Consider the following 26,810-nt stretch of genomic DNA (forward strand, 5'->3'; position numbering starts at 1 on the left):
CTCGAGACATCCTTCGAACGGGAGGGCCCATGCTTTCTTCTGTCATGCCCACATCCATTCCGGGCAGCGAACCACACGCGCCCGCCGCTGTCTCCACCGTCGGCCTGCGCAAGTCGTACGGCGACAAGGTCGTGCTCGACGGGATCGATCTGCGCATCCCGGCCGGGTCCGTATTCGCGCTGCTCGGCCCGAACGGTGCCGGCAAGACCACCGTCGTGAAGATCCTGTCCACGCTCATCGCCGCCGACGGCGGGCAGGCCCAGGTCGCGGGCCACGACCTCGCCGAGGCACCCGCCGGGGTGCGGGCGGCAATCGGGGTCACCGGCCAGTTCTCGGCCGTGGACGGGCTGATCACCGGCGAGGAGAACATGCTCCTCATGGCGGACCTGCACCACCTGTCCAAGCCCGACGGACGGCGGGTCGCCGCCGAACTGCTGGAGCGGTTCGACCTGGTGGAGGCCGCCAAGAAGCCCGCCCAGAGCTACTCCGGCGGCATGAAGCGGCGTCTCGACATCGCCATGACGCTGGTCGGCGACCCCCGGATCATCTTCCTCGACGAGCCGACCACCGGCCTCGACCCGCGCAGCCGACACAACATGTGGCAGATCATCCGCGAGCTGGTCACGGGCGGCGTCACCGTCTTCCTGACCACCCAGTACCTGGAGGAGGCGGACGAACTCGCGGACCGTATCGCTGTGTTGAACGACGGCAAGATCGCCGCCGAGGGCACCGCCGAGGAGCTCAAGCGGCTCATCCCGGGCGGCCACGTCCAACTCCGCTTCGCCGACCCGTCCGCGTACCGGAGCGCCGTCGTCGCACTGCGCGACGTCACCCGGGACGACGAGGCGCTCGCGCTGCAGATCTCCAGCGACGGCAGCCAGCGCGCGCTGCGCTCCATCCTCGACCGGCTGGACTCGGCCGGTATCGAGGCCGACGAGCTGACCGTGCACACCCCCGACCTCGACGACGTGTTCTTCGCCCTCACCGGCCCCGCCAACGTCCCCAACCAGCCCATGGAGAACGCCCGATGAGCTCCCTCACTGACGTTGTGCGCGACTCGAACACCATGCTGCGGCGCAACCTGCTGCACGCGTGGCGCTACCCGTCCGGGACCCTGAACCTGCTGCTCACGCCGATCATGATGCTGCTGCTCTTCGTCTACATCTTCGGCGACGTGATGAGCGCCGGCATCGGTGGCGGCGGCGCGGACCGCTCCGACTACATCGCCTACATCGTCCCCGGCCTGCTGCTGATGACCGTCGGCAGCACCGTCATCGGGGCCGCGGTGTCCGTCTGCGTGGACATGACCCAGGGCCTCACCGCCCGCTTCCGCACCATGGCGATCTACCGGGGCTCTCTGCTCGTCGGGCATGTCGTCGGCGGCGTACTGCAGTGCCTGATGAGCGTGGTCCTCGTCGGCGCCGTCGGCGTGGCGATGGGCTTCCGGTCCACGGACGCCACGGCACTGGAGTGGATCGCGGCGTTCGGGCTGATCACGCTGTTCGCCCTGGCACTCACCTGGATCGCGGTCGGGATGGGCGCGGCCAGTCCGAACCCCGAGGCGGCCGGCAACATGGCCATGCCGCTGATCCTCCTGCCGCTCATCTCCAGCGCCTTCATCCCGGCCGACACCATGCCCGGCTGGTTCCGGCCGATCGCCGAGTACCAGCCGTTCACGCCCGCCATCGAGACGCTGCGCGGACTCCTTCTCGGAGCCGAGATCGGCAACAACTGGTGGATCGCCATTGCCTGGTGCCTCGGCCTCACGCTCCTCGGCTAGCGCTGGTCGACGGCACAGTTCAACCGCGGCCCCAAGTAGACGCCTTGAGCGCACGGCCGTCCCATCAGACAGGCCCTAGGACCCGTCCGACGGCCCACGGCGGGCGTCGTACGTGGCGACCGTCGTCCGGACGAAGGAGCGGATCAGCGGGTTCTGGTGGTCGGCCTCGCGCCAGGCCACCAGGACGCGGCTCGGCGGCAGTCCGGTCAGCGGCACCACGGTGAGCCCCTCACCGGGCTCGTGGCCGACGAGGGTCATCCCGACCGTGCCGTTCCAGAGCACGGCCTGCCGGCATTCCCGCACGGTGCGTACCACCGGACCGGGCCGCACCTCCCCGCCGTTCCAGTACGTCTGCCACTCGGGGTCGGTGCCCTCCGGGAAGCGGAACCAGCGGCGGTCGGCCAGTTCGCCCGGCGCCAGGGCGGCGCGGTGGGCGAGCGGATCGTCGGCGCGCAGCAGCGCCCCCACCGGGTCGGCGCGCAACTCGTACGTGGTCAGGCCGGTCCGGTCGAAGGGGCCGCGGGTCAGCGCCACGTCGACCAGGCCCGCGTGCAGCCCGCAGGTGGGGTCGGTCAGGTCGGTCTCCCGGATGGTGACCTCGACGTGGGGGTGGCGGCGGCGGTAGGCGTCGGCCAGCCGGACGACGTCCGGGTCGGTGCTGTCCCCGAGGATGCCGACGGTGAGGGCGGCGTCGCCGGCCGCGGCGGCCACGCGTGCGCGGACCCGGTCGGCCCGGTCCAGCAGCCCGCGCGCCTCGTCGAGCAGCACCGCGCCCGCGTCGGTGAGCGTGACGCCGGCGGAGGTCCGGTGGAAGAGCGTGGCGCCCAGCTCCGTCTCCAGGCCCTTGACCGCCCGGCTCAGCGGCGGCTGGCTCATGTGCAGCCGCACGGCCGCCCGGCCGAAGTGGAGTTCCTCGGCGACCGCCACGAAGTAGCGCAGCGTACGTAGCTCCATCCTGCGACGATACCCGTACGGTATCGAGGGCGCGGAACAGGTCTTGGACGGTCCCGGTCACCCGGCGGTGGAATCGGGGCATGACCGAAGAACCGCAGACCAGCGAGCCGGACACCGAGCCGGACACCGAACCGGCCACCGAACCGGCCACCGAGCCGGACCGGGACCCCGCCGTGTCGGTGGTCGGCCCCGACGACGGGGAGACCCTCGTCCTGGGCACCACCCGGATGCGCGTCCTGGAGGACGGCACCCACACCGGGCACCGCCTCGGCATGGCCGAGTCCGTACTCGCCCCGCACACCCCCGGACCGCCCCAGCACCGCCACGCCCGGCACGACGAGGGCTTCTACGTCATCTCCGGCACCGTGCGCTTCACCGTCGGGGACGAGGACCACGACGCCACGGCGGGCACGCTCGTGATGGTCCCGCCCGGCGCACCGCACACCTTCGCCAACGTCACCGGCGAACCGGCCGTCATGCTCAGCACCTTCACACCCGACCTGTACGTCCAGTACTTCCGGGACCTGCGGGACCTGTACGCCGACGGGCGCCACCCGACCCCGCAGGACGGCGTCCGGACCATGAGCCGGTACGCGACCGAGCCCGCCGCCGACTTCGCCCGGGGGACCGGGTCGTGAACGTCGCGTACTGGATCGTCGCCGGTCTGCTCGCCGCCTTCTACCTCTACGGGGGCGCGCTGAAGGTGATCCGCGACCGGGACGGTCTCCGGCCGATGATGGACTGGGTCGACAGTGTGCCGATGCCGGTCGTCCGGGCCGTCGGACTGGCCGAACTGCTCGGCGCGGCCGGACTGGTGCTCCCTCCGCTGACCGGCGTCGCGCCCTGGCTCGCCCTGGCCGCGGCGGTCGGCTTCGTGGTCCTCCAGATCGGCGCGACCGGGGTGCACCTGCGGCTCGGGGACCGTGAGGTTGCCCTCAACCTCACGCTGCTCGCCACCGCGGCCGTCACCGTCTGGCTCGCCACGACCTGGCTGTGACGGGGCGGGGCGGGGCGGGGGGCGGTGCGCATCAGCCGTGTGGTGGTGTGCGCCGGGCCGAGTCCATGAGCCGGTCCGCGAAGTCCGCGACGAGTTCCCGCAGTTCGTCGGGCCGATCGACGGCGAACGGGCGGTCCAGCGAGGCGAGCACACCGGGCAGCCAGTCGAGCCGCTCGGCCCGCATCTCGACCCGCGACCAGGTCTCCGGCTCCGACTCCGAACGGGCCCAGTCGCAAACGCCGCCGGGCCCCGGCGCCTGTGCCGCCACGATCGCCACGCTGCCCGGCAACCGGGTGCGGATCTCCTCGGCCGTCCCCTGGATCCACACCGTCACCGCGTGCCGGTAGGGGGCGGTGGCCAGTGCCGTCAGGACCCGCTCCGCCGGGTCGGGACCGGGCGGCGGTTCGAAGGAGCCGGACAGGATCCGCACCCCGGCGACGCGGTCCAGCCGGAACGTCCGGTCGGCACCGACCGAGAGGTCCCGTCCGGTCACGTACCACCGGCCGGCGTGCGCGACGAGCCCGTACGCGTACAGCGTGCGTTCGCCGTCCCCGCCCCGGCCGCCGGTGTACCGGATCGCCAACGGCCGGTGATGGCGTACCGCGTCGGCGACCGGGAGCAGGACCGCGGTCTCCGGGACGGCCGACTCGGCCGCCGGGGCCGTGAAGGCGACGGAGTCCAGTACGGCGTCCAGGCGGCGGCGCAGGCGCTCCGGCAGCACCCGCCGGATCTTCGCCGAGGCCGTCTCGCCCGCCGTGCCCGCCGCCGCGGTGAGCCCGGTCCGCCGCCCGGAGACCAGGCCCAGCAGTACGGCCAGCGCCTCGTCGTCGGTCAGCATCAGCGGCGGCATGCGGTGGCCGGGGGCGAGCCGGTAGCCGCCGTAGCGGCCGCGCACCGACTCCACGGGGACGTCGAGGTCGATGAGGTGGTCGACGTACCGGCGCACCGTGCGCTCGGCGACGCCGAGCCGTTCGGCGAGGTCGGTGACGGTCCGGACGCCTCCGGCCTGGAGGAGTTCCAGCAGGGTGAGCACGCGCGACACGGGACGGGACATACCTCCAAGTCTGCCGCCGATACGGGTCGGATTCCGTCCGGTATTGCTCCTAGCGTGAGGACGCAAGCAGCGAGTCGTAAGCAAGCGAGTCGTCAGCAACGATCGGCCAGGAGGCCCCCATGAACCTCGTCTCTCTCCGCGTCATCACGCACGACGTCGCCCGCCTCGTCGACTTCTACGAGCGCGTCACCGGCGTGCGCGCGACCTGGTCCACCGAGGACTTCGCCGAACTGCGCACCGCCTCCGGCACCCTCGCGATCGGCAGCACCCGTACCGTCCCGCTCTTCGCCCCCGGCTCCGCCCGCCCGGCGGATAACCGGAGCGTCATCATCGAGTTCCTCGTCGACGACGTGGACGCCGCGCACCGGAATCTGACCGGCTTCGTCACGGAGTTCGTCAAGGAGCCCACGACGATGCCCTGGGGCAACCGCGCGCTCCTCTTCCGCGACCCGGACGGCAACCTGGTCAACCTCTTCACCCCGGTCAGCCCGGCCGCCATCGAGAAGTTCGCCGACTCCGCCCGCTGACGGCCCCCCTATGCTGGACCGGCGACGGGGGTCAAGATCGCACGCCGGGAGGCATCTGTGTCAGCGCTGGAGCCGGACGACCCGCGCTCCGTCGGGGAGTACCGGTTGCTGAGCCGGCTGGGTGTGGGCGGCATGGGCCGGGTCTTCCTCGGGCGTTCTCCGGGCGGACGGCTGGTCGCGGTCAAGGTGGTGCACGCCGAGCTGCTGCGCAGGCCCGAGTTCCGCGACCGCTTCCGCCGCGAGGTCCAGGCCGCCCGGATGGTCAGCGGCGCCTTCACCGCGCCGGTCGTCGACGCCGACCCGGACGCGCCGCTGCCCTGGCTGGTCACCAGCTACATCGCCGGGCCGTCACTGGAGCGCGCGGTCGCCGAGCAGGGGCCCTTCGACCCGCGGGCGGTGCTCGCGCTGGCGGCCGGGCTGGCCGAGGCCCTGGTGTCGATCCACGCGGCGCACCTCGTCCACCGCGACCTCAAGCCCTCCAACGTCCTCCTCGCCGAGGACGGGCCGCGCGTCATCGACTTCGGCATCGTCCGCAGCGTCGACGCCGACTCCATCACCGGCACCGGGCACATGGCGGGCTCCCCGGGGTTCATGTCCCCCGAGCAGGTCAGCGGGGACGAGGTCACCTGGGCCAGCGACGTGTTCTGCCTGGGCGCGGTGCTGGCCTTCGCGGCGACCGGCGCCAACCCCTTCGGCGGCGGCCCCACCCCCGCGCTGCTCTACCGCGTGGTGCACAACGCCCCCGACGTGGACGCGGTGACCGACCCGGCCCTGCGCGCCCTGATCGCCGACTGCCTCGCCAAGGACCCGGCCCGCCGTCCCAGCCCGCGCGAGATCCTCGCCCGGATCGGCCCGCTGGGCGGCGAGAGCGCGACGGCTCTGCCGCACGCCCACCAGTGGACGCCGGCGGCCCGTCCGACCCGCGCGGACGCGGTACCCACCATGGTCGTCCCGCCTCCCGGGATGCCGGTGGCGCACCCGCACACCCGCGTCGACACCACGCCTCCGCCGCCGCCCGCACCGGCGGGCGCGCGCCCCACGGCGGCCGGTGGCGGTGGCCGCCGCAGCCGGCGGGCCTTCCTGCTCTCCGGCGCGGGCGCGGTCGCCGCGCTCGGCGTGGGCACCGGGTTCTGGCTCAACCGCCCCGCCGCCTCGGACGCCCCCGCGCCCGAGCCCACCCCCTCGCCCTCTACCGCCACCCCGCTGCCCCCGGGCCCGGTCGGGCGCTGGCCCCTCGACGAGGCCGACGGCGGGATCGCGCGGGACACGGCGGGCGGACACGACGGCACCGCGACCGGCGTCACGTGGCAGGCCGACGGGGGCGGGGCCGCCTTCGACGGGAACGGCAGCCAGATCGTCACCGACGGGCCGGTCCTGGAGACCGGCGAGGGCCGGAGCTTCACCGTCGCGGCCTGGGTCAGCCTGACCGCCGTACCGGGCACCTTCGCCACCGCCGTCAGCCAGGACAGCGACACCGCCAGCGGCTTCTACCTCCAGTACGCCAGCGAGGACGGCGGCTGGGCCTTCTCCCGTCCCGGCCTGCGCGCCGTCGGCCGCACCGCACCGGCCGCCGGCGTCTGGACCCACCTGACCGGAGTCTGCGACGGCCGGACCCGCAAGCTCCGCCTCTACGTCAACGGCGTCCAGGAGGCGGAGATCGACGACACCGGCGCGGCCCCCGCCACCGGTGCCTTCATGATCGGCCGGGCCTCCTACGACGGAACGGCCGCCGACTTCTTCCCCGGCGCCGTCCGGGACGTACGCGCCTTCGACCGGGCGCTGCCCCCGGCCGAGGTCGGCCAACTCGTGTGACAGGACTGATGCGTACTCACCATCGTTCCGCGAGGCGCCAGTTGGGCGTGCCGTGCTAAAGATGTAGCTCTCAATCAGTGGCCGAGAGGTCCCGCACGGGAGCGCGCGGCAGCCGGTGAACGGGGGAGAGTTGAGCGGGGAAGCCGGAGTCGGCCTCACGGGCAGTGGCGCCGAGCCGTTGGAGGACGACGACCCGCGCCGGATCGGACCGGTCCCGCTGCTGGGGCGGCTCGGGGCGGGCGGCATGGGCCGCGTCTACCTGGGCGTCCACGAGGGCCGGTACGCGGCCGTCAAGCAGGTCCTGACCTCGGTCGCCGGTGAGGACAAGGACTTCCTGCGCCGCTTCGGGCACGAACTGGACAACCTCGCCCGGCTGCCCGCCGGGGCCACCGCGCCGCTGCTCGCGGGTGACCGGGACGCCCGGCCGCCGTGGTTCGCCACCGCCTACGTGCCCGGCATCACCCTGCGCGAGGCCGTCGACCTGCACGGGCCGCTGCCCCCGGCGGCGCTGTGGCTCCTGCTCAGGGAGGCCGCCACCGGACTGGCGGCGGTGCACGCCCTGGACATGGTCCACCGCGACCTCAAGCCGTCCAACGCGATGCTCACCCTCGACGGCCTCACCCTCATCGACTTCGGCGTGGCCAGGGCCGCCGACCAGAGCCAGTTGACCAGGACCGGCATGGTGGTGGGCACGCCCGCCTACATGTCGCCCGAACAGGCCTCCGGGAAAAGGGCGTCGAGCGGCGTCGTGGACGTGTTCGCGCTGGGCTCGGTGATCGCGTACGCGGCGTCGGGCCGACCGCCCTTCGGTGACGAGTCCGGGCACGCCGTGCTCTACCGCATCGTGCACGAGGAGCCCGACCTCCAGCCGCTGCGCGAGCTGGACCCCGAACTCGCCGGTGTCGTCGCGGCCTGCCTCGACAAGGACCACGAGGGCCGGCCGACCGCCGCCGAGCTGGTCGAACGCGCCGCGCCCCACGCCCCGTCGGCGGCACCGCTGTGGCCCGCGGTCATCACCGAGCGGCTGGCCGAGCGCGCCGCCTTCGCGGCCCGCACCCCGGAACCGGCCGACCTGGCACTGCCCGCGACGGAACCGGAGCTGAGGCCGGAACACGGACCGGCGGCGGAATCGAAGACAGAGCCTAAGAAGGCGGAACCCGACGCGGAACCGGAGAACGCGGCACGCAAGCCCGAGCCGCCCCGCAAGGAGCGCCGCCGCCGCATCCTGCCCGTGTTCGTCCCCGTCGTGGTCGTCGTGGCGGGCGGCACCCTCGCCTTCCAACTCCTGCCCTACGTCACCGACTCCAGCGACGCCGCGGGGCCGAAGGGCCCCTCCTCGTCCGTCACGGCCTCCGCCCCCGCGTCCCCGTCGGGGACCGCCGCCGAAGGCTCCGCGAAGCCGTCGCCGTCCACCGCCGCGTCCTCCTCGAAGAAGCCGGAGCCCGGCGCGAAGGAGTCGGCGACCGCACCCGGGGCGGGCCCCGGCGCGGGCAACGGCAACACCGGCCCGAAGGGCGACGGCGGCTCGGGCACCGGCTCGGGCGGCGACGCCGACGGCGAGGGCAACAGCGGCAGCGGCGCCGGCGGGGGCGGGGGCGGCGGTTCCTCCTCCGGCGACGACACCGGGACCGACGCCCCGTCGACGGGCGGCACCGTCCTGCGCAACGGATCGACCGGGCACTGCGTCACCGCGTCGCAGGGCGGCGTCCGCCCCGGCTCCTGCACCGCCGACGCCGCCGTCTGGGACCTGCGCGGCACGTCCTCCGGCACCTACCGGATCGTCCACCGGGCGTCCGGCAACTGCCTGAGCAGCTACGGCGCGCTCCACAGCGGTGGCTGCAGCTCACAGAGCGGTCAGGAGTGGCGCCTCGGTTCGGGCGACTCCGTCGTCGCCACCAACACCGGCAAGTGCATGGAGGAGTCGACGGTGAGCGGCACGATCATGATGCAGACGTGCGACGGCTCGGCGCTCCAGCGCTGGACCCGGGGGTGAGGCGCGGGGCGTGACGGGTCACTTCCCGCCGCGCTCGCCGTCCGGCCGGTCGTCCTTGTCGGCGTCCCGGTCCTCGCCGCCGTTCCCGTCCGCGTCCCCGTCCGGGTCCAGGTCCTTCTGGTCGTCCTTCCCCAGGGACTTCAGGAAGTCGGGGTTGTCGTCCGGCGCGACCCACTGCCGCCGGCCGCCGCCCTGCCGGGGCGACGCACCCGCCGGCTGCCGCTTCTTGCCGGCGATGATCCAGGAGATGGACCCGACCAGCGGGAACACCAGCACGAGGATCGCCCACAGCGGCTTGGGCATGTGGCGGATGTCGGCGTCCTTGGTGCTGATGCAGTCGATGAACGCGTAGACGCTCAGGGCCAGTGGCACGAGGAACATCAGCACCCGGAGCATGGGCGTCTCCAGCGGAAGCGGGGGGTGGGGACGCGTCACGGGCCCCCAGGTACAGGGCCAGGGTAGCGGCTCGGGGATACTGGACGGCATGGCTTACGACGATCTTCGCTCCCTGCTCAGGGCGCTGGAGCGCGAGGGTGACCTCAAGCGCATCAAGGCCGAGGTGGACCCGTACCTGGAAGTCGGGGAGATCGTCGACCGGGTGAACAAGGCCGGCGGCCCCGCCCTCCTCTTCGAGAACGTGAAGGGCTCCGACATGCCCCTCGCGATGAACGTCTTCGGCACCGACCGCCGCCTGCTCAAGGCCCTCGGGCTCAAGTCGTACTCCGACATCTCCGACAAGATCGGCGGCCTGCTCCGTCCCGAGCTGCCGCAGGGCTTCGTCGGGATGCGCGAGGCGTTCGGGAAGCTGGGCACGATGACGCACGTGCCGCCGAAGAAGGTGAAGCCGGGCAGCGCGCCCGTCCAGGAGACCGTCCTCACCGGCGACGACGTCGACCTCGACCGGCTCCCCGCGCTCTTCACCTGGCCGGACGACGGCGGCTCCTTCTTCAACCTGGGCCTCACCCACACCAAGGACCCGGAGACGGGCGTCCGGAACCTGGGCCTGTACCGGCTCCAGCGCCACGACAAGCGCACCATCGGCATGCACTGGCAGATCCACAAGGACAGCCGGAACCACTACCAGGTGGCCGCCCGGCGCGGCGAGCGCCTGCCGGTCGCCATCGCCTTCGGCTGCCCGCCCGCCGTGACCTACGCCTCCACCGCCCCGCTCCCCGGCGACATCGACGAGTACCTGTTCGCCGGGTTCCTGCAGGGCAAGCGGGTCGAGATGGTCGACTGCAAGACGGTCCCGCTCCAGGTCCCCGCCCAGGCCGAGGTCGTCATCGAGGGCTGGCTGGAGCCCGGCGAGATGCTCCCCGAGGGCCCCTTCGGCGACCACACCGGCTTCTACACCCCGCAGGAGCCCTTCCCCGCCCTGAAGATCGACTGCGTGACGATGCGGAAGCGTCCGCTCCTCCAGTCGATCGTGGTCGGCCGCCCGCCGACGGAGGACGGCCCGCTGGGACGGGCGACGGAGCGCTTCTTCCTCCCGCTCCTCAAGATCATCGTCCCGGACATCGTGGACTACCACCTCCCCGAGGCCGGCGGCTTCCACAACTGCGCGATCGTCTCGATCGACAAGAAGTACCCCAAGCACGCCCAGAAGGTCATGCACGCCATCTGGGGCGCCCACATGATGTCCCTGACCAAGCTGATCGTGGTCGTGGACTCCGACTGCGACGTCCACGACCTGCACGAGGTCGCCTGGCGCGCGCTCGGCAACACCGACTACGGGCGCGACCTGACCGTCGTGGAAGGCCCGGTCGACCACCTCGACCACGCCTCCTACCAGCAGTTCTGGGGCGGCAAGGCGGGCATCGACGCGACGAAGAAGCTGCCCGAGGAGGGCTACACGCGCGACGGGGGCTGGCCGGACATGGTGCTGTCCGACCCGGAGACACACGATCGGGTGACGCGCCGCTGGAAGGAGTACGGGCTGTGAGCGGCGAAGCCATCCTTGGCGAGGGCAGCGCGAACCATGCTCCCCGCAAACGCGGGGGTGTTCCGGCGTTTCTGCGGCTGGTAATGATCGAACATTCGGTGTTCGCGCTGCCCTTCGCCTACATCGCCGCCCTGACCGCGATGTACGAGTGGGACGAGAACATCCACTGGGGCCGGCTGCTCCTGGTCACCGTCGCCATGGTCGGCCTGCGCACCTTCGCGATGGCGGTCAACCGGATCATCGACCGCGAGATCGACGCCCGCAACCCGCGCACCGCCCACCGCGAACTGGTCACCGGCGCGATGTCGGTCCGGCACGCGTGGACCGGCGCGCTGATCGCCCTGGTCGTCTTCCTGGGCGCGGCGGCCCTGCTCAACCCGCTCTGCCTCGCGCTCGCCCCCCTCGCGGTGATCCCGATGGTGGTCTACCCGTACGGCAAGCGGTTCACGAACTTCCCGCAGGCCATCCTCGGCCTCGCCCAGGCGATGGGGCCGATCGGCGGCTGGCTCGCCATCACCGGCAGCTGGTCCTGGGACGCGGTGATCCTCGGCCTCGCGGTCGGCATCTGGATCGGCGGCTTCGACCTGATCTACGCCTGCCAGGACGTGGAGACGGACCGCGAGGTCGGCGTGAAGTCGGTCCCGGCCCGCTTCGGCGTCCCGGCGGCCGTCTGGGGCGCCCGCGCCTGCCACGCGGTGACCACCGCGCTGTTCGTCTGGTACGCCCTCGCCACCGACGCCGGTGTTCTCTTCTGGCTCGGCCTGCTGATCGTCGCGGGCGCCTTCGTCTACGAGCACACCATCGTCCGGCCCACCGACCTGACCCGCCTCAACAGGGCGTTCTTCAGCGTCAACGGCTTCATCGGCATCGCCCTGTTCGTGTGCGCGCTGCTGGATCTGCTGGTGCGGGGCCTCACGGTCTGAAGACCACGAGCCTGCGACTAGGCTCGACATCATGAACCCAGGACAGACGCAGCGCGTGCCTTGGATCGTGGGGGTCTCCGGAGCATCCGGTACCCCCTACGCCGCCGCCGTGCTGCGCGCGCTGCTCGCCGCCGGCGAGAGCGTCGACCTGGTGGTCAGCCGGGCCTCGCGGCTCACCCTGCTCGACGAGACCGGCATCTCCTTCCGCGACGCCCACTGGCGGCACGACCTGCGCGAATGGCTGGCCCGCGGAGCCGACGGCAAGCCCGGCGCCTTCGACGTCGACCTGGGCGACGACCGGGTGCGGCACTGGAGCGCCGGCGACCTCGCGGCCGGGCCGTCCTCGGGGTCGTACCGGACGAAGGGCATGCTGATCGTGCCCGCGTCGACGGCGTGCGTGGCCGGGGTCGCGCTGGGGCTGTCGAAGGACCTGCTCCAGCGGTCGGCGAGCGTGACCCTGAAGGAGGGGCGCAAGCTGGTCGTGGCCGTACGCGAGACCCCGCTGGACGGCCGGACCCTGCGCCACCTGGTGACCCTGGACGACGCGGGAGCGGCCGTGGTGCCCGCGTCCCCCGCCTTCTACGCCGGGGCGACGCACATCCAGGACCTCGTGGACTTCGTCGCCGGACGCGTCCTGGACGCGGCCGGGGTCGGACACGATCTCTACCGCCGCTGGCGCGGCGACCTCGGTGGGGCCCGCCCCACCACCTGAGCACCAGCTCCCCCCCACACGTTGGTTACCCACATCTTCAGAACTCTTCAGTGGAAGGCTTCGATCGCATGGACGCGGTGGACAGGCAGCTCATCCAGGCCCTGAGGGAGAACGGCCGGGCCTCCTACGCGGAGCTGGGGCGCCTCGTCGGACTGTCGGGACCCAGCGTCACCGACCGCATCAACCGGCTGGAGGCGGCCGGCGTCATCACCGGCTACCGGGCGACCGTGGACTCCGCCTCGCTCGGTCTCGGCGTCATCGCCCTGATCGGCATCTCGCTCTCCGACGCCGCCGACCACGAGGACGTGGCGCAGCGGCTGAAGGACCTGAGCGAGATCGAGGACTGCTGGTTCATCGCCGGCGACGACTCCTACATGCTCAAGGTGCGGGCCACCGACGTGGACGGCCTGGAGAGCATCATCCGCCGGCTCTCGGGCACCAAGGGCGTCTCCCGCACCCGCACCACCATCGTGCTCTCCACGAAGTGGGAGAACCGGGTGGGCGAGCTGCCGGACGAGGTCTGACACCGAGGCCCGGCACCAGGGGCGTACGGTTTACGAGTCTGTCTCAGAAAGAGGTATCGCATGGACGCCGGGCTCAAGCGGGAGCTGGAGCAGAAGGTCCGCTCCGGGGAGCGGCTGACCCGCGAGGACGGCATCGCGCTGTACGAGTCGGACGATCTCGCCTGGCTCGGCGGCCTCGCGCACGAGGTGCGGACGCGGAAGAACGGCGACGTCGTCCACTTCAACGTCAACCGCCACCTCAACATGACCAACGTGTGCACCGCCTCCTGCGCGTACTGCTCCTTCCAGCGCAAGCCGGGGGAGAAGGACGCGTACACGATGCGCATCGAGGAGGCGGTGAAGCTCGCCAAGGCGATGGAGGGCGACAACCTCACCGAGCTGCACATCGTCAACGGCCTGCACCCGAACCTGCCGTGGCGCTACTACCCGCGCTCGCTGCGGGAGTTGAAGGCCGCGCTGCCGGACGTCTCGCTCAAGGCGTTCACCGCCACCGAGATCCATCACTTCGAGACCATCTCCGGGATGTCCGCCTCCGACATCCTCGACGAGCTGATCGACGCCGGTCTGGAGTCCCTGACCGGCGGCGGCGCCGAGATCTTCGACTGGGAGGTGCGGCAGCACATCGTCGACCACCGCACCCACTGGGAGGACTGGTCGCGCATCCACCGCCTGGCGCACGAGAAGGGTCTGAAGACCCCGTGCACCATGCTCTACGGCCACATCGAGGAACCGCGCCACCGCGTGGACCACGTGCTGCGCCTGCGCGAACTCCAGGACGAGACCGGCGGCTTCCAGGTCTTCATCCCGCTGCGCTACCAGCACGACTTCGTCGACATGAAGGACGGCAAGGTCCGCAACCGGCTCCAGGCGCGCACGCAGATGGCGACCGGCGCGGAGGCCCTGAAGACCTTCGCGGTCTCCCGTCTCCTCTTCGACAACGTCCCGCACGTCAAGGTCTTCTGGGTCATGCACGGCGTCCAGACGGCCCAGCTGGCGCTCCAGCACGGTGCGGACGACATGGACGGCTCGGTGGTCGAGTACAAGATCACCCACGACGCGGACGACTTCGGCACGCCGAACAAACTGACGCGGGAGGATCTGCTCGACCTGATCCGCGATGCGGGGTTCCGGCCGGTCGAGCGCAACACGCGTTACGAAGTCCTCCGGGAGTACGAGGGGCCCGACGCGGCACGTCGGGAGTCGCCGCAGCCGATGCGGGTGTGAGTTTCCGGTTGTTCTTCGGCTGCGGGTGAGTGGGGGCTGGTCGCGCAGTTCCCCGCGCCCCTAGAGGGACGTGCACTGGGCGCCCCTGTAAAGGGGCGCGGGGAACTGCGCGAGCAACCACACTCAACCCGCAGCTGCCGGTAATGGCTACCATGACCCCGTGTCCCTTACCTTCGCCTTCGATCCGCCCGTCACCCCCGACCTCCGCGACGGCGTACTCGACCTGTGGACCGACGTCACCAACGCCGGCGGCTCCGTGGGCTTCGTGCCGCCCGTGACGCGGGAGGACATCCGTCCCGAACTGCTCAAACACCTGACCGGCATGGCCGAGGGCCGCACCCGCCTCCTCGTCGGGCACGACGCGGAGGGGCAGGTGGCCGCCACCGCGTTCCTCGCCCTGAACACGCACCGGCTGATGGGCCACTGGCTGTGGCTCTACACGGTGATGGTCCACCCGCGCCACCAGGGCCGGGGCTACGGCCGGGACCTGATGACCGCCGCCGCGGACGCGGCCCGCACCGTCGACGGCATCGAGGCGATACGCCTCACCTGCCGCGGCGGCCTCGGCCTGGAGCGGTTCTACGAGTCCTGCGGCTACAAGGAGGTCGGCCGGGTGCCCGGCGCGATCCGGGTGGCCCCGGGCGACGACCGCGACGACATCTTCCTCCTCCTGCCGCTGGCCTGACTCCACCCCCCTGCGGGGCCCACGCCCCGGCATGCTTCACTGGGCAGTGCCTCTTTGTGCCAGAAACGGAAGAGTGGATTGAGATGCTCCGGTACACGCTGATGCGGCTCGGGATCTTCGTGGCCTGCCTCGTGGTCGTCTGGGGCCTCGTCTACGCCGGCGCGCTCCCGCGCGGCCTCGGTGACTCCAACGGCATGTGGGTCATCCTGCTCGCCCTGTTGATCTCCGCCCCCATCAGCTACGTCGCGCTGCGCAAGGAGCGGGACCGGGCCTCCGTACAGGTCGTCGGCCGGGTGGACCGCATGAAGGCCAACCTGGAGGCCAACCGCGGCCAGGAGGACCTCGCCGACGACTCCGCACGGGCGCAGGCGCGGACGCGGGAGCAGACCTCGTAACGTCCGTCACACCACGTGCACGCCCCGGTTTCCTAATTCACAGGAAACCGGGGCGCTTTGCGTTTTGCGGGCGATAGTGGACTCCAGCCTCTCAAAGAGAGGCTTTGAGTGTCCCAAAGCATGGGTGTTAAAGTCGTGTGCATGAAGCAAGCAGCCGCGCCCGCCACACCGCCGAGCCTCGGGCTCGTGGCGCGCCTGCACGTGGACCTCTGTCGGTGCGCGTCCGCGAACTGTCGCCCCTGACGTTCTCCCCCATCCGTCGTTCTCCACGTCAGTCCAGCGCGTCCGTCCCCGCGTCCCGTCCCCTTACGGAGCATGTCCGTGTCTTCAGCGTCCTCAGTCACGAAGTACTTCAAGGTGCCCTTCTGGGCCCAGATACTCGCCGGCCTCGTGCTCGGCGTCCTGCTGGGCTGGCTGGCCAGAAGCCAGGACATATCCTGGCTGGTCACCACCCTGGAGAAGGTCGGTGACACCTTCATCGGCCTGCTGAAGCTGGCCGTCGCACCGCTCGTCTTCTTCGCGATCCTGGTGTCGATCACCAACCTGCGGAAGGTCAACAACGCGGCCCGCCTGGCGTCCCGCACCCTCCTCTGGTTCATGATCACCTCGCTGATCGCGGTGGCCATCGGCCTCGTCATCGGCCTGGTCACCAACCCCGGCGCCGGCACCGGCCTCACCCCGGCCGACGGCGCCAAGCCCGAGAGCACCGGGTCCTGGATCGACTTCCTGACCGGCATCGTGCCGACCGACGTCATCACGCCGTTCACCGAACTGAACGTCCTCCAGATCGTCTTCATGGCCGCCGTCGCCGGCATCGCCGCCCTCCAGCTCGGCGAGAAGGCCCAGCCGATCCTGAACCTGAGCGAGTCGATCCTCGAACTCCTCCAGAAGGCCCTGTGGTGGGTCATCCGCCTCGCCCCGCTCGGCACCGTCGGCCTCATCGGCAACGCCATCGCCACCTACGGCTGGGACCTGATCGGCAAGTACGCCACCTTCACCGCCGACATCTACGTCGGCTGCGCCATCGTGATGTTCGTGGTCTACCCGACGCTGCTCGCCACCGTCGCCAAGGCCAACCCGATCCAGTTCTTCAAGGGCGCCTGGCCCGCGATCCAGCTGGCCTTCGTCTCCCGCTCCTCGGTCGGCACCATGCCGCTGACCCAGAAGGTCACCGAGCGCCTCGGCGTGCCGAAGGAGTACGCGTCCTTCGCGGTGCCGTTCGGCGCGACGACCAAGATGGACGGCTGCGCCGCGATCTACCCGGCGATCGCCGCGATCTTCGTCGCGCAGATCTTCGACATCCAGCTCGGTATCGGCGACTACCTGCTGATCGCCTTCGTCTCGGTGGTCGGCTCCGCTGCCACGGCGGGCCTCACCGGCGCCACGGTCATGCTGACCCTGACCCTCTCCACCCTGGGCCTGCCCATGGAGGGCGTCGGCCTGCTCCTCGCCATCGACCCGATCCTGGACATGATGCGCACCGCGACCAACGTCGCCGGCCAGGCGCTGGTCCCGGTCATCGTCTCGGCCCGCGAGGGCATCCTCGACCGCAAGGCCTACGACGAGGCGCATGCCTCGCCGATCGACGAGCCGGAGCGCGAGAAGCAGGCACCGGAGCCGGTCCCCGCCCCCGCCTGATCACTGGCTGATCCGACAGAAGACGCCCCGCGCCGGCACCCCGGCGCGGGGCGTCAGTCGTACCGTGCGAGCTTGACGGCGGAGACCAGCAGGATCACGGCCAGCAAGGGGATGAGCACCAGGTCCGGGAACACGCCCAGGAGCAACCCGCCCAGCACGGCGCCGACGACCGAGCCGGCGGCCATGACCAGGGTGAAGCGGAGGTTCGCCCCGAGTACCGCGAAGCTCCCGTCACGGCTGTAACGGGCGAACGCGACCAGCATCGTCGGCAGCGAGACCAGCAGGGAGAGGCTTCCGGCCGTCTTGATGTCCTCGCCGAAGAGCAGCACGATCGTCGGGATGAGCAGCTCGCCCCCGGCCACCCCCATGATCGCCGCGACCACCCCGATGCCGAACCCGGCCACGACCCCGCAGGGCACCTGGGCCCACAGCGGCAGCGAGAGCGTGTCCAGCGTGGTGGCGTGCGTGACCAGCAGGGCCGCCGCCATGAGCACCATCAGGGCCGCCAGCACCTTGTAGAGGGTGGCGCTGCGCATGCGCACCGCCCAGCTCGCCCCGGCCCAGGCTCCCAGGAGGCTGCCGGCCAGCAGGTTGATCGCCACGGGCCAGCGCGCGCCCACTTCGGCGGCCGGTACGGCCATCAGCCGGGCGGGCAGCGCGACCAGGACCACGACCAGGCTCATCGCCTTGTTCAGGATGACGGCGGAGAGCGCGGCGAATCCGAAGAGGCCGATCAGCAGCGGCAGGCGGAACTCCGCGCCGCCCAGACCGATCATCCCGCCCAGGGCGCCGATGGCCGCGCCCGCGCCGAACACCACGGGCGATGAGTGCGTCGAGCGGAGAGGGACGAGGTTCTGGTCACTGGTCATGGCGGGGATTCTGGCTGGTGGCCGCCCACGCCTGCGACGGCAGCGGCTCACCTTCGAGAGAAGACACGGGGCGGCCGGCCAAGGTTCGTCGGGACGTCCAAGCCGAGGCGGTGACGTCCTGATCACCGCCGCGCGGACCGTACGCTGATGCGCATGGGTGCCGGGAAGACCAAGCGGATGCCGCGTGCGGTGCGTGAGCAGCAGATGCTGGACGCCGCCGTGCGCGTCTTCGGACAGCGCGGGTACATGGCGGCGTCGATGGACGAGATCGCCGAACTGGCGGGTGTCTCCAAGCCGCTGGTGTACCTGTACCTGAACTCGAAGGACGACCTGTTCACCGCGTGCATCCGGCGCGAGGCCCGGGCCCTCACCGAGGCGGTCCGGGCCGGCGTGCGTCCGGGGCTGTCCGCCGACGGGCAACTGTGGTCGGGGCTGCGGGCGTTCTTCACCCACACTGCGCGGTACCCGGACGCGTGGCGGGTGCTGCACCTGCACGCCCGTACCCACGGTGAGCGGTTCGCGGCCGAGGTGGCGGCGATGCGCGAGGAGATCGTCGCGTTCGTGACGCAGCTCATCGCGGCGGCGGCGCGGGACGCGCACCGCGATCCGCATCTGCCCGAGGGCGAGGTCGCCGGGCTCGCCGAGGCGCTGGTCGGCGCCGCCGAGTCGCTCGCCGACTGGGCGGGCGCCACCGAGGGCGTCACCGCGAGGCAGGCGGCGGCGACCCTGATGAACTTCGCCTGGGCCGGGCTGGGCGACCTGATGGCGGGCCGCCCCTGGTCCGAGCCCGAGGACACCGGGCCGGAGCCGCTGGCTCAGGCCGCCGGGTAGGGCCCGGCCTCGCCGGACAGGTGCAGCCGTCGCCCCGAGTCGCCGCGCAGCTCGAACCGGCCCCCCTCGGCCCCGTACGTCACCGTCCCCGGCAGCAGCACCGGCGCCCGGAACTCCGCCCGCACCACCGCCGCGTCCGGTGTCCCGTGCTCGGCGAGACAGCGGGCCACCGTCCACATGCCGTGCGCGATGGCCCGGGGGAAGCCGAAGAGGCGGGCGGTGAGGGGGTGCAGGTGGATGGGGTTGCGGTCCCCGGAGGCGGCACCGTAGCGCCGTCCGACGTCACCGGCGAGGCGCCACTCGCGGTGGGTGGGGAGAGGCGCGGGGTTCGGAGGGCTGTCGCGGCCGGGCTCGGCCGGCGCCGGCGACCCGGGTTCCCGGCCGGAGGCCCCCGCACCCCCGTGCCGGGCCAGGTACGTGCTGCGTGACTCCCACACCACCTCCCCGTCGGCCCGGACCTCCGTCGCCACCGTGGCCTCGGTGCCGCGCCGGTGCGGTGCCAGGCCCTCGACGTACGCGGTGAGTTCGTACGCGGCGGTCGTCGGCATGGCGGCGTACCGGGTGAGGGTGATCGACGTGTGGACGAGCCCGAGGAGGGGCAGCGGGAAGTCCCGGCCGCTCATCAGGCGCATGGCCAGCGGGAAGCCCAGGACGTGCGGATACGTCACCGGAAGCGCGTCCGCCCCGGTGGGAAAGCCGCACACCCGCTCGTACGCCGCCAGCCGCGCCAGGTCCACGCGTAGGCCGGGCAGGACCAGCCGGGTGCGGGGGAAGTCCGCGTCCGGGCGGGGCCGCTTGAGGGGCGACAGCAGGGCGCCGCGGGCGAGCAGCGGCGCGAGGGCGGGCGGCCCGGTCAGGGTGCTGGTCGTGGGGTTCGCGGTGCTCATCACGCCCCCAGCAGGCTCTGGCCGCAGACCCGGACGACCTGGCCGTTGACCGCGCCGGAGGCCGGGTGGGCCAGCCAGGCGGTGGTCTCGGCGACGTCGGCCGGCAGGCCGCCCTGGGCGAGGGAGTTCATGCGCCGGCCCGCCTCGCGGATGAAGAGCGGGACGGCCGCGGTCATCCGCGTCTCGATGAACCCCGGCGCCACCGCGTTCACCGTCACCCCGTGCCCGGCCAGCGCGCGCGGCGCCAGTGAGCGGACCAGGCCGACGATCCCCGCCTTGCTCGCGCCGTAGTTGGTCTGGCCCGCGTTGCCCGCGAGCCCGGCGATGGAGGCCGTCGCCACGATCCGCCCGCCCCGGTTGACCGCGCCCGCGGCGAGCAGCGCGTCCGTGGTGCGCAGGACGCTCGCGAGGTTGACGTCGAGGACGGAACTCCAGCGGTCGGCGGGCATGTTGGCCAGGCGCCGGTCGCGGGTGATCCCGGCGTTGTGGACGAGGACGTCGAGCCCGCCGGGCACGGCGGCGGCGATGCGCTCGCCCGCGTCGCCGGCCGTGATGTCGAGCGCGAGGGCGGTGCCGCCGAGGCGTTCCGCGGCCCGGCGTGCCTCCTCCTCGGCCTGTGGGACGTCGAGGACGACGACCTGGGCGCCCTGTCCGGCCAGTGTCTCGGCGACGGCGGCGCCGATGCCGCGGGCGGCGCCGGTGACCAGCGCGGTGCGTCCGGCCAGCGGCAGCTCCCAGTCGTCCGGGGCAGCGGTCCCGGAGGCGGGTCCCACCTCGACCACTTGCCCGCTGACGTAGGCGGAGGCGGGGGAGAGGAGGAAGCGGAGGGTGGACTCGGCGGCGTGCGCGTCGGTCAGCCGCAGCAGATTGACCGTCCTGCCCCGCCCGATCTCCTTGCCGAGCGAGCGGGTGAAGCCCTCCAACGCCTGCTGGACGGCGGCCTGGTGATGGTCGGCCGGGTCGGGCTGCGTACCGAGCACCACCACCCGTCCGCTCGTCGCGACGGACCGTACGACGGGGTGCAGCGCGGCGTGCACCTCGGCGAGCGCGTCGACGTCCCGGACACCGGTGGCGTCGAGGACGACGGCGGCGGGGCGGCCGGTGCCGTCCGGGCCGAGGCCGGTGCGGGCGAGGACGGGCGCGAGGTCGAGGTCGGTCTTGCCGGCGGTGAGGTGCAGCAGGCCGCCGGAGAACGCGCCGCGTTCCAGCGCGGCGGGCCGCGGCAGCCCCAGTCGCCGGGTGAGGAAGCGGCCGGGCGCGGTGCCGGTGAAGCTGAGATAGCGGTCGGCCATGTCCTGTCTCCCCAAGCCCTCTGTCATACCCACATGTGCTTACTCTGGAGTAAGGTTACCGGAGGTAAGCCTACGTCACGGGTGAGGAGCAGGTCGAGATGAGCCCTCTGGCAGCGCAGCCCACGCGCCGCGTCGCGGTCATCGGCGGCGCCCGCGTCCCCTTCGCCCGCTCCGACGGGCCCTACGCCACCGCGTCCAACCAGGAGATGCTCACCGCGGCCCTCGACGGCCTGGTCGGCCGCTACGGCCTCCAGGAGCCCGGCGCCGTCGGCGAGTTCGTGGCCGGCGCGGTCCTCAAGCACAGCCGCGACTTCAACCTCGCCCGCGAGACGGTCCTCGGCTCGGCGCTCGACCCGCGCACCCCGGCGTACGACATCCAGCAGGCCTGCGGCACCGGGCTCCAGGCCGTGATCGCCGCCGCCAACAAGATCGCCCTCGGGCAGACCGAGTCGGCGGTCGCGGGCGGCGCGGACACGGCGAGCGACGCCCCGCTCGGCGTCAACGACCGCCTGCGCCGCATCCTGTTGGAGGCCCGCCGCGCGAAGTCCCTCGGCGGCCGGGCGAAGGCGCTGGCGAGGATCCGCCCCGGCCACCTGGTCCCCGACATCCCGCGCAACGCCGAGCCGCGCACCGGCCTGTCGATGGGCGAGCACGCCGCGGTCACCGCCCGGGTCTGGGGCATCGCCCGCGAGGACCAGGACGAACTGGCCGCGACCAGCCACCAGCGACTGGCGGCGGCCTACGAACGCGGCCTGTTCCGGGACCTCGTGGTCCCCTTCCGCGGCCTGGCCCGCGACCAGAACCTGCGCCCGGGCTCGACGGTGGAGAAACTGGCCGCGCTGAAGCCGGTGTTCGGACTCTCCGGCGCCGAACCGACCATGACGGCGGGCAACTCCACGCCCCTGACCGACGGCGCGGCCACCGTGCTGCTGGCGAGCGAGGAGTGGGCCGCGGCCCGGGGCCTCGAACCGCTGGCGTATCTGACGGCGTACGAGACGGCGGCCGTGGACTTCGTCGGCGGCGACGCGGCCGGCGGCGAGGACGGGCTGCTGATGGCCCCGGCGTACGCGGTCCCGCGCATGCTGGAGCGCGCGGGGCTGGGGATCGAGGACTTCGACCTCGTCGAGATCCACGAGGCGTTCGCCTCCCAGGTGCTGGCCACGCTGGCGGCCTGGGAGAAGCGCGGGCTGGCCCCGGTGGACCGGGCCCGGCTGAACGCGGCCGGCTCCTCCCTCGCCACCGGCCACCCCTTCGCCGCGACCGGCGCCCGCGTCGTCGCGACCCTGGCCACCCTGCTCGCCGAACGGGAGGGCCCGGGGCGCGGCCTGATCTCGGTCTGCGCGGCGGGCGGCCAGGGCGTGACGGCCATTCTGGAACGAACGGTACCTACCCGCAGGTAACCCCCGAGACTGCACACCCCCGGCGCCGGACCATCCCCGAACACGCACCAACTCCCCACGCGGGCCCCGTACGATCCCGAGACTGACCGCCGGTAACCCCCCGCTGCCCGGTACCGGCGATGAACGCCTCGGCGCGCGAGGCACGTACGTCATGCAGCAGAGCACCGACAGCAGAGCGGTCTCGCCGCTGCACGTCCCAGGAGCCGCCCGTGTCCACCCCGCTTCCCTCCTTCGCCGCATCCGCCGCCTACGCCGACTCGCCCGGCCCCACCCTGGTGGCGCCCGAGACGCGGCGGCTGGACGGCGCCGTACGGGAGGCCCACGTACCGCCGTTCGCCCCGCCGGTGCGCCGCGGGTCCCTCGCCGACCTGCCCTTCGACAACGCGGCGGCCGTCCCCGGCCAGGTAGTCCTCAGCCGCCGCTCCGCGGACGGCGACTGGTCCGACGTGACGGCGGCGGACTTCGCCGACCAGGTGCACGCCGTGGCCAAGGGCATGATCGCGGAGGGCCTGATGCCGGGCGACCGCATCGCGATCATGGCGCGGACGACGTACGAGTGGACCCTGCTGGACTTCGCCGCGTGGGCGGCCGGCCTGGTCACCGTCCCCGTCTACCCGACCTCCTCCCTCTTCCAGACCCGCTGGATCCTCCAGGACTCCGGCGCGGTCACCCTCGTCACCGAGACCACCGCGCAGGCCGCGGCCCTCGGCCCCGAGCTGGACCGCATCCCCGACCTCCAGCACCTGTGGGTCATGGAGAAGGGGCACGTCGAGCGGCTGGCGGAGCTGGGCGCGCAGGTGCCGGACGCGGAGGTCGAGGTACGGCGCGGCATGCTGGGCCCCAGCACCCTCGCCACCCTCATCTACACCTCCGGCACCACCGGCCGCCCCAAGGGCTGTGTGCTCACCCACGGCAACTTCTTCGCCGAGGTGGACAACGCGATCGAGCTGCTCTACCCCGTCTTCAAGGCGGAGACCGGCGAGGAGCCCTCGATCCTGCTCTTCCTGCCGATGTCCCACGTCTTCGGTCGCATGGTCGCCGTGGCCTGCGTCCGCGCCCGGGTCCGCCTCGGCCACGCGCCGAGCCTGAAGCCGGAGGACCTGCTCCCCGACCTCGCCGCCTTCCGCCCGACCTGCCTGCTGACCATCCCGTACATGCTGGAGAAGATCTACAACGGCGCCCGCGCCAAGGCCGAGTCCGGCGGCCGGGCCTCCGCCTTCGACCGCGCCGCCTCGGTGGCCGTGCGCTACGGCGAGGCCCGGGAGGCCCACCAGACCGGCACGGGCGGCGGCCCCGGCCGCGGCCTGAAGACCGCCCGCGCCTTCTACGACCCCCTCGTCTACCGCAAGATCCGCAACGCCATGGGCGGCCAGGTCAAGTACGCCATCTGCGGCGGCTCCCCGCTCGGCCGCCGGCTCGCCGCCTTCTACGCCGGCGCCGGCATCGAGATCTTCGAGGGCTACGGCCTCACCGAGACCACGGCCGCCGCCACCGTCACGCCCCCGCTCAAGCCGCGCCTCGGCACGGTCGGCTGGCCGCTGCCCGGCACCCGTATCCGCATCGCCGCCGACGGCGAGATCCTCGTCGCCGGCGAGCAGGTCCTGCACGGCTACTGGGAGCCACAGGCGGGCGGCGTCGTCCCGGCCGCCCCCGACGGCTGGTTCGCCACCGGCGACATCGGCAGCCTGGACGACGAGGGCTACCTGACGATCACCGGCCGCAAGAAGGAACTGCTGATCACCGCGGGCGGCAAGAGTGTGGCCCCCGCCCCGCTGGAGAACTGGCTGCGCTCCCACCCCCTCATCTCCCAGTGCATCGTCCTGGGCGACCGCCGCCCCTACGTCTCCGCCCTGTTCACCCTCGACCCCGACGGTGTCACCCACTGGCGCCGCATGAACGGCAAGCACCCGGTGCCGCCGGAGCTGCTCACCGACGACGAGGAGGTCCTGGCGGTCCTCCAGCGCGCGGTCGACGAGGCCAACAAGCTGGTCTCCCGCCCGGAGTCCATCCGCCGCTTCGCCGTCCTGCCGAGGGACTTCACGGAGTGGGAGGGCCACCTGACCCCCTCGATGAAGCTGCGCCGAGAGGTGATCATGCGGGACTTCGCGGGCGCGGTGGAGGGGCTGTACGACACGTAGGCCGCGCGTCCGCCCCAGGGCCTGTCCGGCGGATCATGCCGCAGACGCGGGGTCTGGCACGCCCGTCTGCGCTGATCAGGCGCCGCCACTTTCCTGCGACCTGATCCGCCGGACAGGCCCTAGCAGCGGGCGATCAGGCAGGCCTGCGGGACCTTCGCGGAGGTGTCCGCCTCCTGTACGCGCACCGTCCGCGACAGCACGGTGAACCCGGCCCGCTCCAGCAGCTCGGCCATCGCCTCCGGCCGCCGCCGCTCGAACTCCAGGGCGACCGGGTGGCCGAACGGGCGGTCGAGCAGGCTCGGCTCGTCGCCGACCTGGAAGCCGAGCAGCAGATGCCCGCCCGGGGCCAGCACGCGCCGGATCTCCCCGAAGAGGTCCGGCAGCCGCTCGGCCGGCGTGTGGATCGACGAGTACCAGGAGACGGCCCCCGCGAGCGCGCCGTCGGGCAGGTCCAGCTCCAGCATCGAACCCTGCTCGAACCGCAGCCCCGGGTTCTCGCGGCGCGCGATCGCGAGCATGGACGCGGACAGGTCAAGGCCGAAGACCCGCAGGCCCAGCGAGGCGAGGTGCGCGGTGACGCGACCGGGCCCGCAGCCGAGGTCGGCCACCTGTCCGTCCGGCCCCACCAGTTCGGCGAAGGCGGCCATCAGGGCGCGGTCGAGCGGGGTGCCGGCTCCGGTGGAGCGGTGGTGGTCGGCGTAGTCCTCGGCGATGGCGTCGTAGAACGTCCGGGTGGTGGTCACGAAGGCGGCGTCAGTCATGGCGGGACCCTAGTGGGAGGCACCGACAGTCGGCCCGGACGCCCGGAAAGGGCAGGAGCCCCGTCGCCGGAACGGCGCGGGGCTCCTTGGGTACTGCTGTCAATCAGACAGGAGTGACGTTCTCCGCCTGCGGGCCCTTCGGACCCTGCGTGACGTCGAAGGACACCTGCTGGTTCTCCTCAAGGGAACGGAATCCCTGAGCGTTGATCGCGGAGTAGTGGACGAAGACGTCCGGGCCGCCGCCTTCCTGGGCGATGAAACCAAAGCCCTTTTCGGCGTTGAACCACTTCACGGTTCCGGTAGCCATAAGCCCTCCTTGGGCCCAAAGGGTTGCCCTGCTCCAGAACCAGCAAATGTGAAGACGGGAATTCCGCACAACTGCATACGTCTGAGAACGACGAGAGCCCGCGGTCACATGCTCCGCAGGCTCTGTACTGCAAGGGAAACCAAACTGCAACTTGCTGTGAGCCTAGCACGCGGGCACCCCGGCGCAACAGAGGTCAAGATCACTTCACCCGGACGTTTGAACACCTCAGCCGTTCGGCTGACGCCGGGGGTCGGCGGCGGACGCATCCGAGGGGAGGTCTAGCCTCGCGATGTGGACAATTCTCGCACCCGGCCGCGCGTCGGCCACATCCAGTTCCTGAACTGCCTGCCCCTGTACTGGGGGCTCGCGAGAACAGGCACGCTCCTCGACTTCGAGCTGACGAAGGACACCCCGGAGAAGCTCAGCGAGCAGCTGGTGCGCGGTGATCTCGACATCGGTCCCGTCACGCTGGTCGAATTCCTCAAGAACGCCGACGACCTCGTCGCCTTCCCCGACATCGCCGTCGGGTGCGACGGGCCGGTGATGTCCTGCGTGATCGTCTCGCAGGTCCCGCTGGACCGCCTGGACGGTGCCCGGGTCGCCCTCGGCTCGACCTCACGCACCTCCGTACGCCTCGCCCAGCTGCTGCTGGCCGAGCGCTTCGGCGTCCAGCCCGACTACTACACGTGCCCGCCCGACCTGAGCCTGATGATGCAGGAGGCGGACGCGGCCGTCCTGATCGGTGACGCGGCCCTGCGCGCCAACATGATCGACGGCCCGCGCTACGGCCTCGACGTGCACGATCTCGGCGCGCTGTGGAAGGAGTGGACCGGCCTGCCGTTCGTCTTCGCGGTCTGGGCGGCGCGCCGGGACTACGCGGAGCGGGAGCCGGTGCTCACCCGCAAGGTGCACGAGGCGTTCCTCGCCTCCCGCAACCTCTCCCTGGAGGAGGTCGACAAGGTCGCCGAGCAGGCGGCCCGCTGGGAGGCGTTCGACGAGGAGACCCTCGCGAAGTACTTCACCACCCTCGACTTCCGCTTCGGCGCCCCGCAGCTGGAGGCGGTCACCGAGTTCGCCCGCCGGGTCGGCCCCACCACGGGCTTCCCGGCGGACGTGAACGTGGAGCTGCTGCGCCCCTGATCCGCACCGGACCCCCGAACGGGGC

General features: G+C 72.2%; 28 protein-coding genes. 20 read left to right on the forward strand and 8 right to left on the reverse strand.

What is annotated here, in order from left to right:
• Positions 1 to 44: 44 nt before the first annotated feature.
• Together ACFC1X_RS08485 and ACFC1X_RS08490 are read left to right on the forward strand one after the other, a co-directional pair.
• On the forward strand, positions 45 to 1,031 hold the full coding sequence (locus ACFC1X_RS08485; RefSeq protein ID WP_376349963.1) for an ATP-binding cassette domain-containing protein: 987 nt from the start codon (positions 45 to 47) through the stop codon (positions 1,029 to 1,031).
• Complete coding sequence (locus tag ACFC1X_RS08490) at positions 1,028 to 1,780, forward strand: ABC transporter permease (protein ID WP_376349966.1); 753 nt, start codon at positions 1,028 to 1,030, stop codon at positions 1,778 to 1,780. The genes ACFC1X_RS08485 and ACFC1X_RS08490 overlap by 4 nt, the downstream gene beginning before the upstream one ends.
• Positions 1,781 to 1,855: 75 nt before the next feature.
• Here the strand turns inward: ACFC1X_RS08490 and ACFC1X_RS08495 are convergent, their stop codons facing one another.
• A complete protein-coding gene (locus tag ACFC1X_RS08495) occupies positions 1,856 to 2,734 on the reverse strand; it encodes a LysR family transcriptional regulator (protein WP_376349968.1) in 879 nt (292 codons plus the stop codon).
• 80 nt (positions 2,735 to 2,814) lie between these two features.
• Here ACFC1X_RS08495 and ACFC1X_RS08500 point away from each other — a divergent pair, with 80 nt between their 5' ends.
• Together ACFC1X_RS08500 and ACFC1X_RS08505 are read left to right on the forward strand one after the other, a co-directional pair.
• Entirely contained in the window at positions 2,815 to 3,372 is a 558-nt protein-coding gene (locus ACFC1X_RS08500) for a cupin domain-containing protein (protein WP_376349971.1), read from the forward strand.
• A complete protein-coding gene (locus tag ACFC1X_RS08505) occupies positions 3,369 to 3,731 on the forward strand; it encodes a DoxX family protein (protein ID WP_376349974.1) in 363 nt (120 codons plus the stop codon). Before ACFC1X_RS08500 ends, ACFC1X_RS08505 begins: the two co-directional genes overlap by 4 nt.
• Before the next feature lie 31 nt (positions 3,732 to 3,762).
• On the opposite strand, the gene ACFC1X_RS08510 is transcribed toward ACFC1X_RS08505, so the two are convergent.
• On the reverse strand, positions 3,763 to 4,785 hold the full coding sequence (locus tag ACFC1X_RS08510) for a helix-turn-helix transcriptional regulator (RefSeq protein ID WP_376349977.1): 1,023 nt from the start codon (positions 4,783 to 4,785) through the stop codon (positions 3,763 to 3,765).
• A 119-nt stretch (positions 4,786 to 4,904) separates the two neighbouring features.
• Between ACFC1X_RS08510 and ACFC1X_RS08515 the strand changes: the two genes are divergently transcribed.
• The 3 genes from ACFC1X_RS08515 (at position 4,905) to ACFC1X_RS08525 (ending at position 9,117) form a co-directional block, all read left to right on the forward strand.
• Entirely contained in the window at positions 4,905 to 5,312 is a 408-nt protein-coding gene (locus ACFC1X_RS08515) for a VOC family protein (protein WP_376349979.1), read from the forward strand.
• Between the two features lie 57 nt (positions 5,313 to 5,369).
• The gene (locus ACFC1X_RS08520) at positions 5,370 to 7,124 is read left to right on the forward strand and encodes a LamG-like jellyroll fold domain-containing protein (protein ID WP_376349982.1); all 1,755 of its coding nucleotides are present in this window, start codon (positions 5,370 to 5,372) and stop codon (positions 7,122 to 7,124) included.
• Positions 7,125 to 7,254: 130 nt separating this feature from the next.
• Positions 7,255 to 9,117 carry a protein kinase gene (locus ACFC1X_RS08525; protein WP_376349985.1) on the forward strand — a complete coding sequence of 621 codons (1,863 nt, stop codon included), beginning with the start codon at positions 7,255 to 7,257 and terminating at the stop codon, positions 9,115 to 9,117.
• Positions 9,118 to 9,135: 18 nt separating this feature from the next.
• Here ACFC1X_RS08525 and ACFC1X_RS08530 read toward each other — a convergent pair whose 3' ends face one another.
• Entirely contained in the window at positions 9,136 to 9,513 is a 378-nt protein-coding gene (locus ACFC1X_RS08530; RefSeq protein WP_376351002.1) for a PLD nuclease N-terminal domain-containing protein, read from the reverse strand.
• Positions 9,514 to 9,601: 88 nt separating this feature from the next.
• Between ACFC1X_RS08530 and ACFC1X_RS08535 the strand changes: the two genes are divergently transcribed.
• From ACFC1X_RS08535 to ACFC1X_RS08575, 9 genes are all read left to right on the forward strand, one after another.
• Positions 9,602 to 11,059, forward strand: a complete 1,458-nt coding sequence (locus ACFC1X_RS08535; RefSeq protein WP_376349987.1) for a menaquinone biosynthesis decarboxylase — start codon at positions 9,602 to 9,604, stop codon at positions 11,057 to 11,059.
• A gap of 11 nt (positions 11,060 to 11,070) precedes the next feature.
• Positions 11,071 to 11,982, forward strand: a complete 912-nt coding sequence (gene mqnP / locus ACFC1X_RS08540; RefSeq protein WP_376351005.1) for a menaquinone biosynthesis prenyltransferase MqnP — start codon at positions 11,071 to 11,073, stop codon at positions 11,980 to 11,982.
• 55 nt (positions 11,983 to 12,037) lie between these two features.
• The gene (locus ACFC1X_RS08545) at positions 12,038 to 12,694 is read left to right on the forward strand and encodes a UbiX family flavin prenyltransferase (RefSeq protein WP_376351007.1); all 657 of its coding nucleotides are present in this window, start codon (positions 12,038 to 12,040) and stop codon (positions 12,692 to 12,694) included.
• Positions 12,695 to 12,762: 68 nt separating this feature from the next.
• The gene (locus tag ACFC1X_RS08550) at positions 12,763 to 13,218 is read left to right on the forward strand and encodes an Lrp/AsnC family transcriptional regulator (protein ID WP_376349990.1); all 456 of its coding nucleotides are present in this window, start codon (positions 12,763 to 12,765) and stop codon (positions 13,216 to 13,218) included.
• A gap of 60 nt (positions 13,219 to 13,278) precedes the next feature.
• Positions 13,279 to 14,442 carry an aminofutalosine synthase MqnE gene (gene mqnE, locus ACFC1X_RS08555; protein WP_376349993.1) on the forward strand — a complete coding sequence of 388 codons (1,164 nt, stop codon included), beginning with the start codon at positions 13,279 to 13,281 and terminating at the stop codon, positions 14,440 to 14,442.
• Positions 14,443 to 14,602: 160 nt separating this feature from the next.
• Positions 14,603 to 15,127 carry a GNAT family N-acetyltransferase gene (locus ACFC1X_RS08560; protein ID WP_161331362.1) on the forward strand — a complete coding sequence of 175 codons (525 nt, stop codon included), beginning with the start codon at positions 14,603 to 14,605 and terminating at the stop codon, positions 15,125 to 15,127.
• Positions 15,128 to 15,210: 83 nt separating this feature from the next.
• A complete protein-coding gene (locus ACFC1X_RS08565) occupies positions 15,211 to 15,522 on the forward strand; it encodes a DUF4229 domain-containing protein (RefSeq protein WP_122615617.1) in 312 nt (103 codons plus the stop codon).
• Positions 15,523 to 15,663: 141 nt separating this feature from the next.
• Entirely contained in the window at positions 15,664 to 15,765 is a 102-nt protein-coding gene (locus ACFC1X_RS08570) for a putative leader peptide (protein WP_312023977.1), read from the forward strand.
• Positions 15,766 to 15,837: 72 nt separating this feature from the next.
• The gene (locus ACFC1X_RS08575) at positions 15,838 to 17,160 is read left to right on the forward strand and encodes a dicarboxylate/amino acid:cation symporter (RefSeq protein ID WP_376349997.1); all 1,323 of its coding nucleotides are present in this window, start codon (positions 15,838 to 15,840) and stop codon (positions 17,158 to 17,160) included.
• 53 nt (positions 17,161 to 17,213) lie between these two features.
• Here the strand turns inward: ACFC1X_RS08575 and ACFC1X_RS08580 are convergent, their stop codons facing one another.
• Complete coding sequence (locus ACFC1X_RS08580; RefSeq protein ID WP_376349999.1) at positions 17,214 to 18,029, reverse strand: sulfite exporter TauE/SafE family protein; 816 nt, start codon at positions 18,027 to 18,029, stop codon at positions 17,214 to 17,216.
• Positions 18,030 to 18,182: 153 nt separating this feature from the next.
• Here ACFC1X_RS08580 and ACFC1X_RS08585 point away from each other — a divergent pair, with 153 nt between their 5' ends.
• Positions 18,183 to 18,860: a TetR/AcrR family transcriptional regulator gene (locus ACFC1X_RS08585; RefSeq protein WP_376350002.1), complete on the forward strand. Its 678-nt coding sequence runs from the start codon at positions 18,183 to 18,185 to the stop codon at positions 18,858 to 18,860.
• Here the strand turns inward: ACFC1X_RS08585 and ACFC1X_RS08590 are convergent.
• Entirely contained in the window at positions 18,845 to 19,747 is a 903-nt protein-coding gene (locus ACFC1X_RS08590; RefSeq protein ID WP_376350004.1) for a MaoC family dehydratase, read from the reverse strand. The two genes, ACFC1X_RS08585 and ACFC1X_RS08590, sit on opposite strands and share 16 nt — an antisense overlap.
• Positions 19,747 to 21,039, reverse strand: a complete 1,293-nt coding sequence (locus ACFC1X_RS08595) for a 3-oxoacyl-ACP reductase (RefSeq protein ID WP_376350006.1) — start codon at positions 21,037 to 21,039, stop codon at positions 19,747 to 19,749. The genes ACFC1X_RS08590 and ACFC1X_RS08595 overlap by 1 nt, the downstream gene beginning before the upstream one ends.
• Positions 21,040 to 21,137: 98 nt before the next feature.
• Between ACFC1X_RS08595 and ACFC1X_RS08600 the strand changes: the two genes are divergently transcribed.
• Both ACFC1X_RS08600 and ACFC1X_RS08605 read left to right on the forward strand, forming a co-directional pair.
• Positions 21,138 to 22,439, forward strand: a complete 1,302-nt coding sequence (locus ACFC1X_RS08600; protein ID WP_376350009.1) for an acetyl-CoA C-acetyltransferase — start codon at positions 21,138 to 21,140, stop codon at positions 22,437 to 22,439.
• A gap of 209 nt (positions 22,440 to 22,648) precedes the next feature.
• Complete coding sequence (locus ACFC1X_RS08605) at positions 22,649 to 24,577, forward strand: AMP-dependent synthetase/ligase (RefSeq protein ID WP_376350011.1); 1,929 nt, start codon at positions 22,649 to 22,651, stop codon at positions 24,575 to 24,577.
• A gap of 119 nt (positions 24,578 to 24,696) precedes the next feature.
• Here the strand turns inward: ACFC1X_RS08605 and ACFC1X_RS08610 are convergent, their stop codons facing one another.
• Both ACFC1X_RS08610 and ACFC1X_RS08615 read right to left on the reverse strand, forming a co-directional pair.
• Positions 24,697 to 25,338: a class I SAM-dependent methyltransferase gene (locus ACFC1X_RS08610; protein WP_376350014.1), complete on the reverse strand. Its 642-nt coding sequence runs from the start codon at positions 25,336 to 25,338 to the stop codon at positions 24,697 to 24,699.
• A gap of 103 nt (positions 25,339 to 25,441) precedes the next feature.
• Positions 25,442 to 25,645, reverse strand: a complete 204-nt coding sequence (locus ACFC1X_RS08615; RefSeq protein ID WP_003974443.1) for a cold-shock protein — start codon at positions 25,643 to 25,645, stop codon at positions 25,442 to 25,444.
• A gap of 291 nt (positions 25,646 to 25,936) precedes the next feature.
• Between ACFC1X_RS08615 and ACFC1X_RS08620 the strand changes: the two genes are divergently transcribed.
• Positions 25,937 to 26,785, forward strand: coding sequence for a menaquinone biosynthetic enzyme MqnA/MqnD family protein (locus ACFC1X_RS08620; protein WP_122615625.1), 849 nt, complete (start codon positions 25,937 to 25,939; stop codon positions 26,783 to 26,785).
• Positions 26,786 to 26,810: the final 25 nt, after the last annotated feature.

This window comes from Streptomyces sp. NPDC056128, assembly GCF_042263835.1.
Lineage (GTDB): Bacteria > Actinomycetota > Actinomycetes > Streptomycetales > Streptomycetaceae > Streptomyces.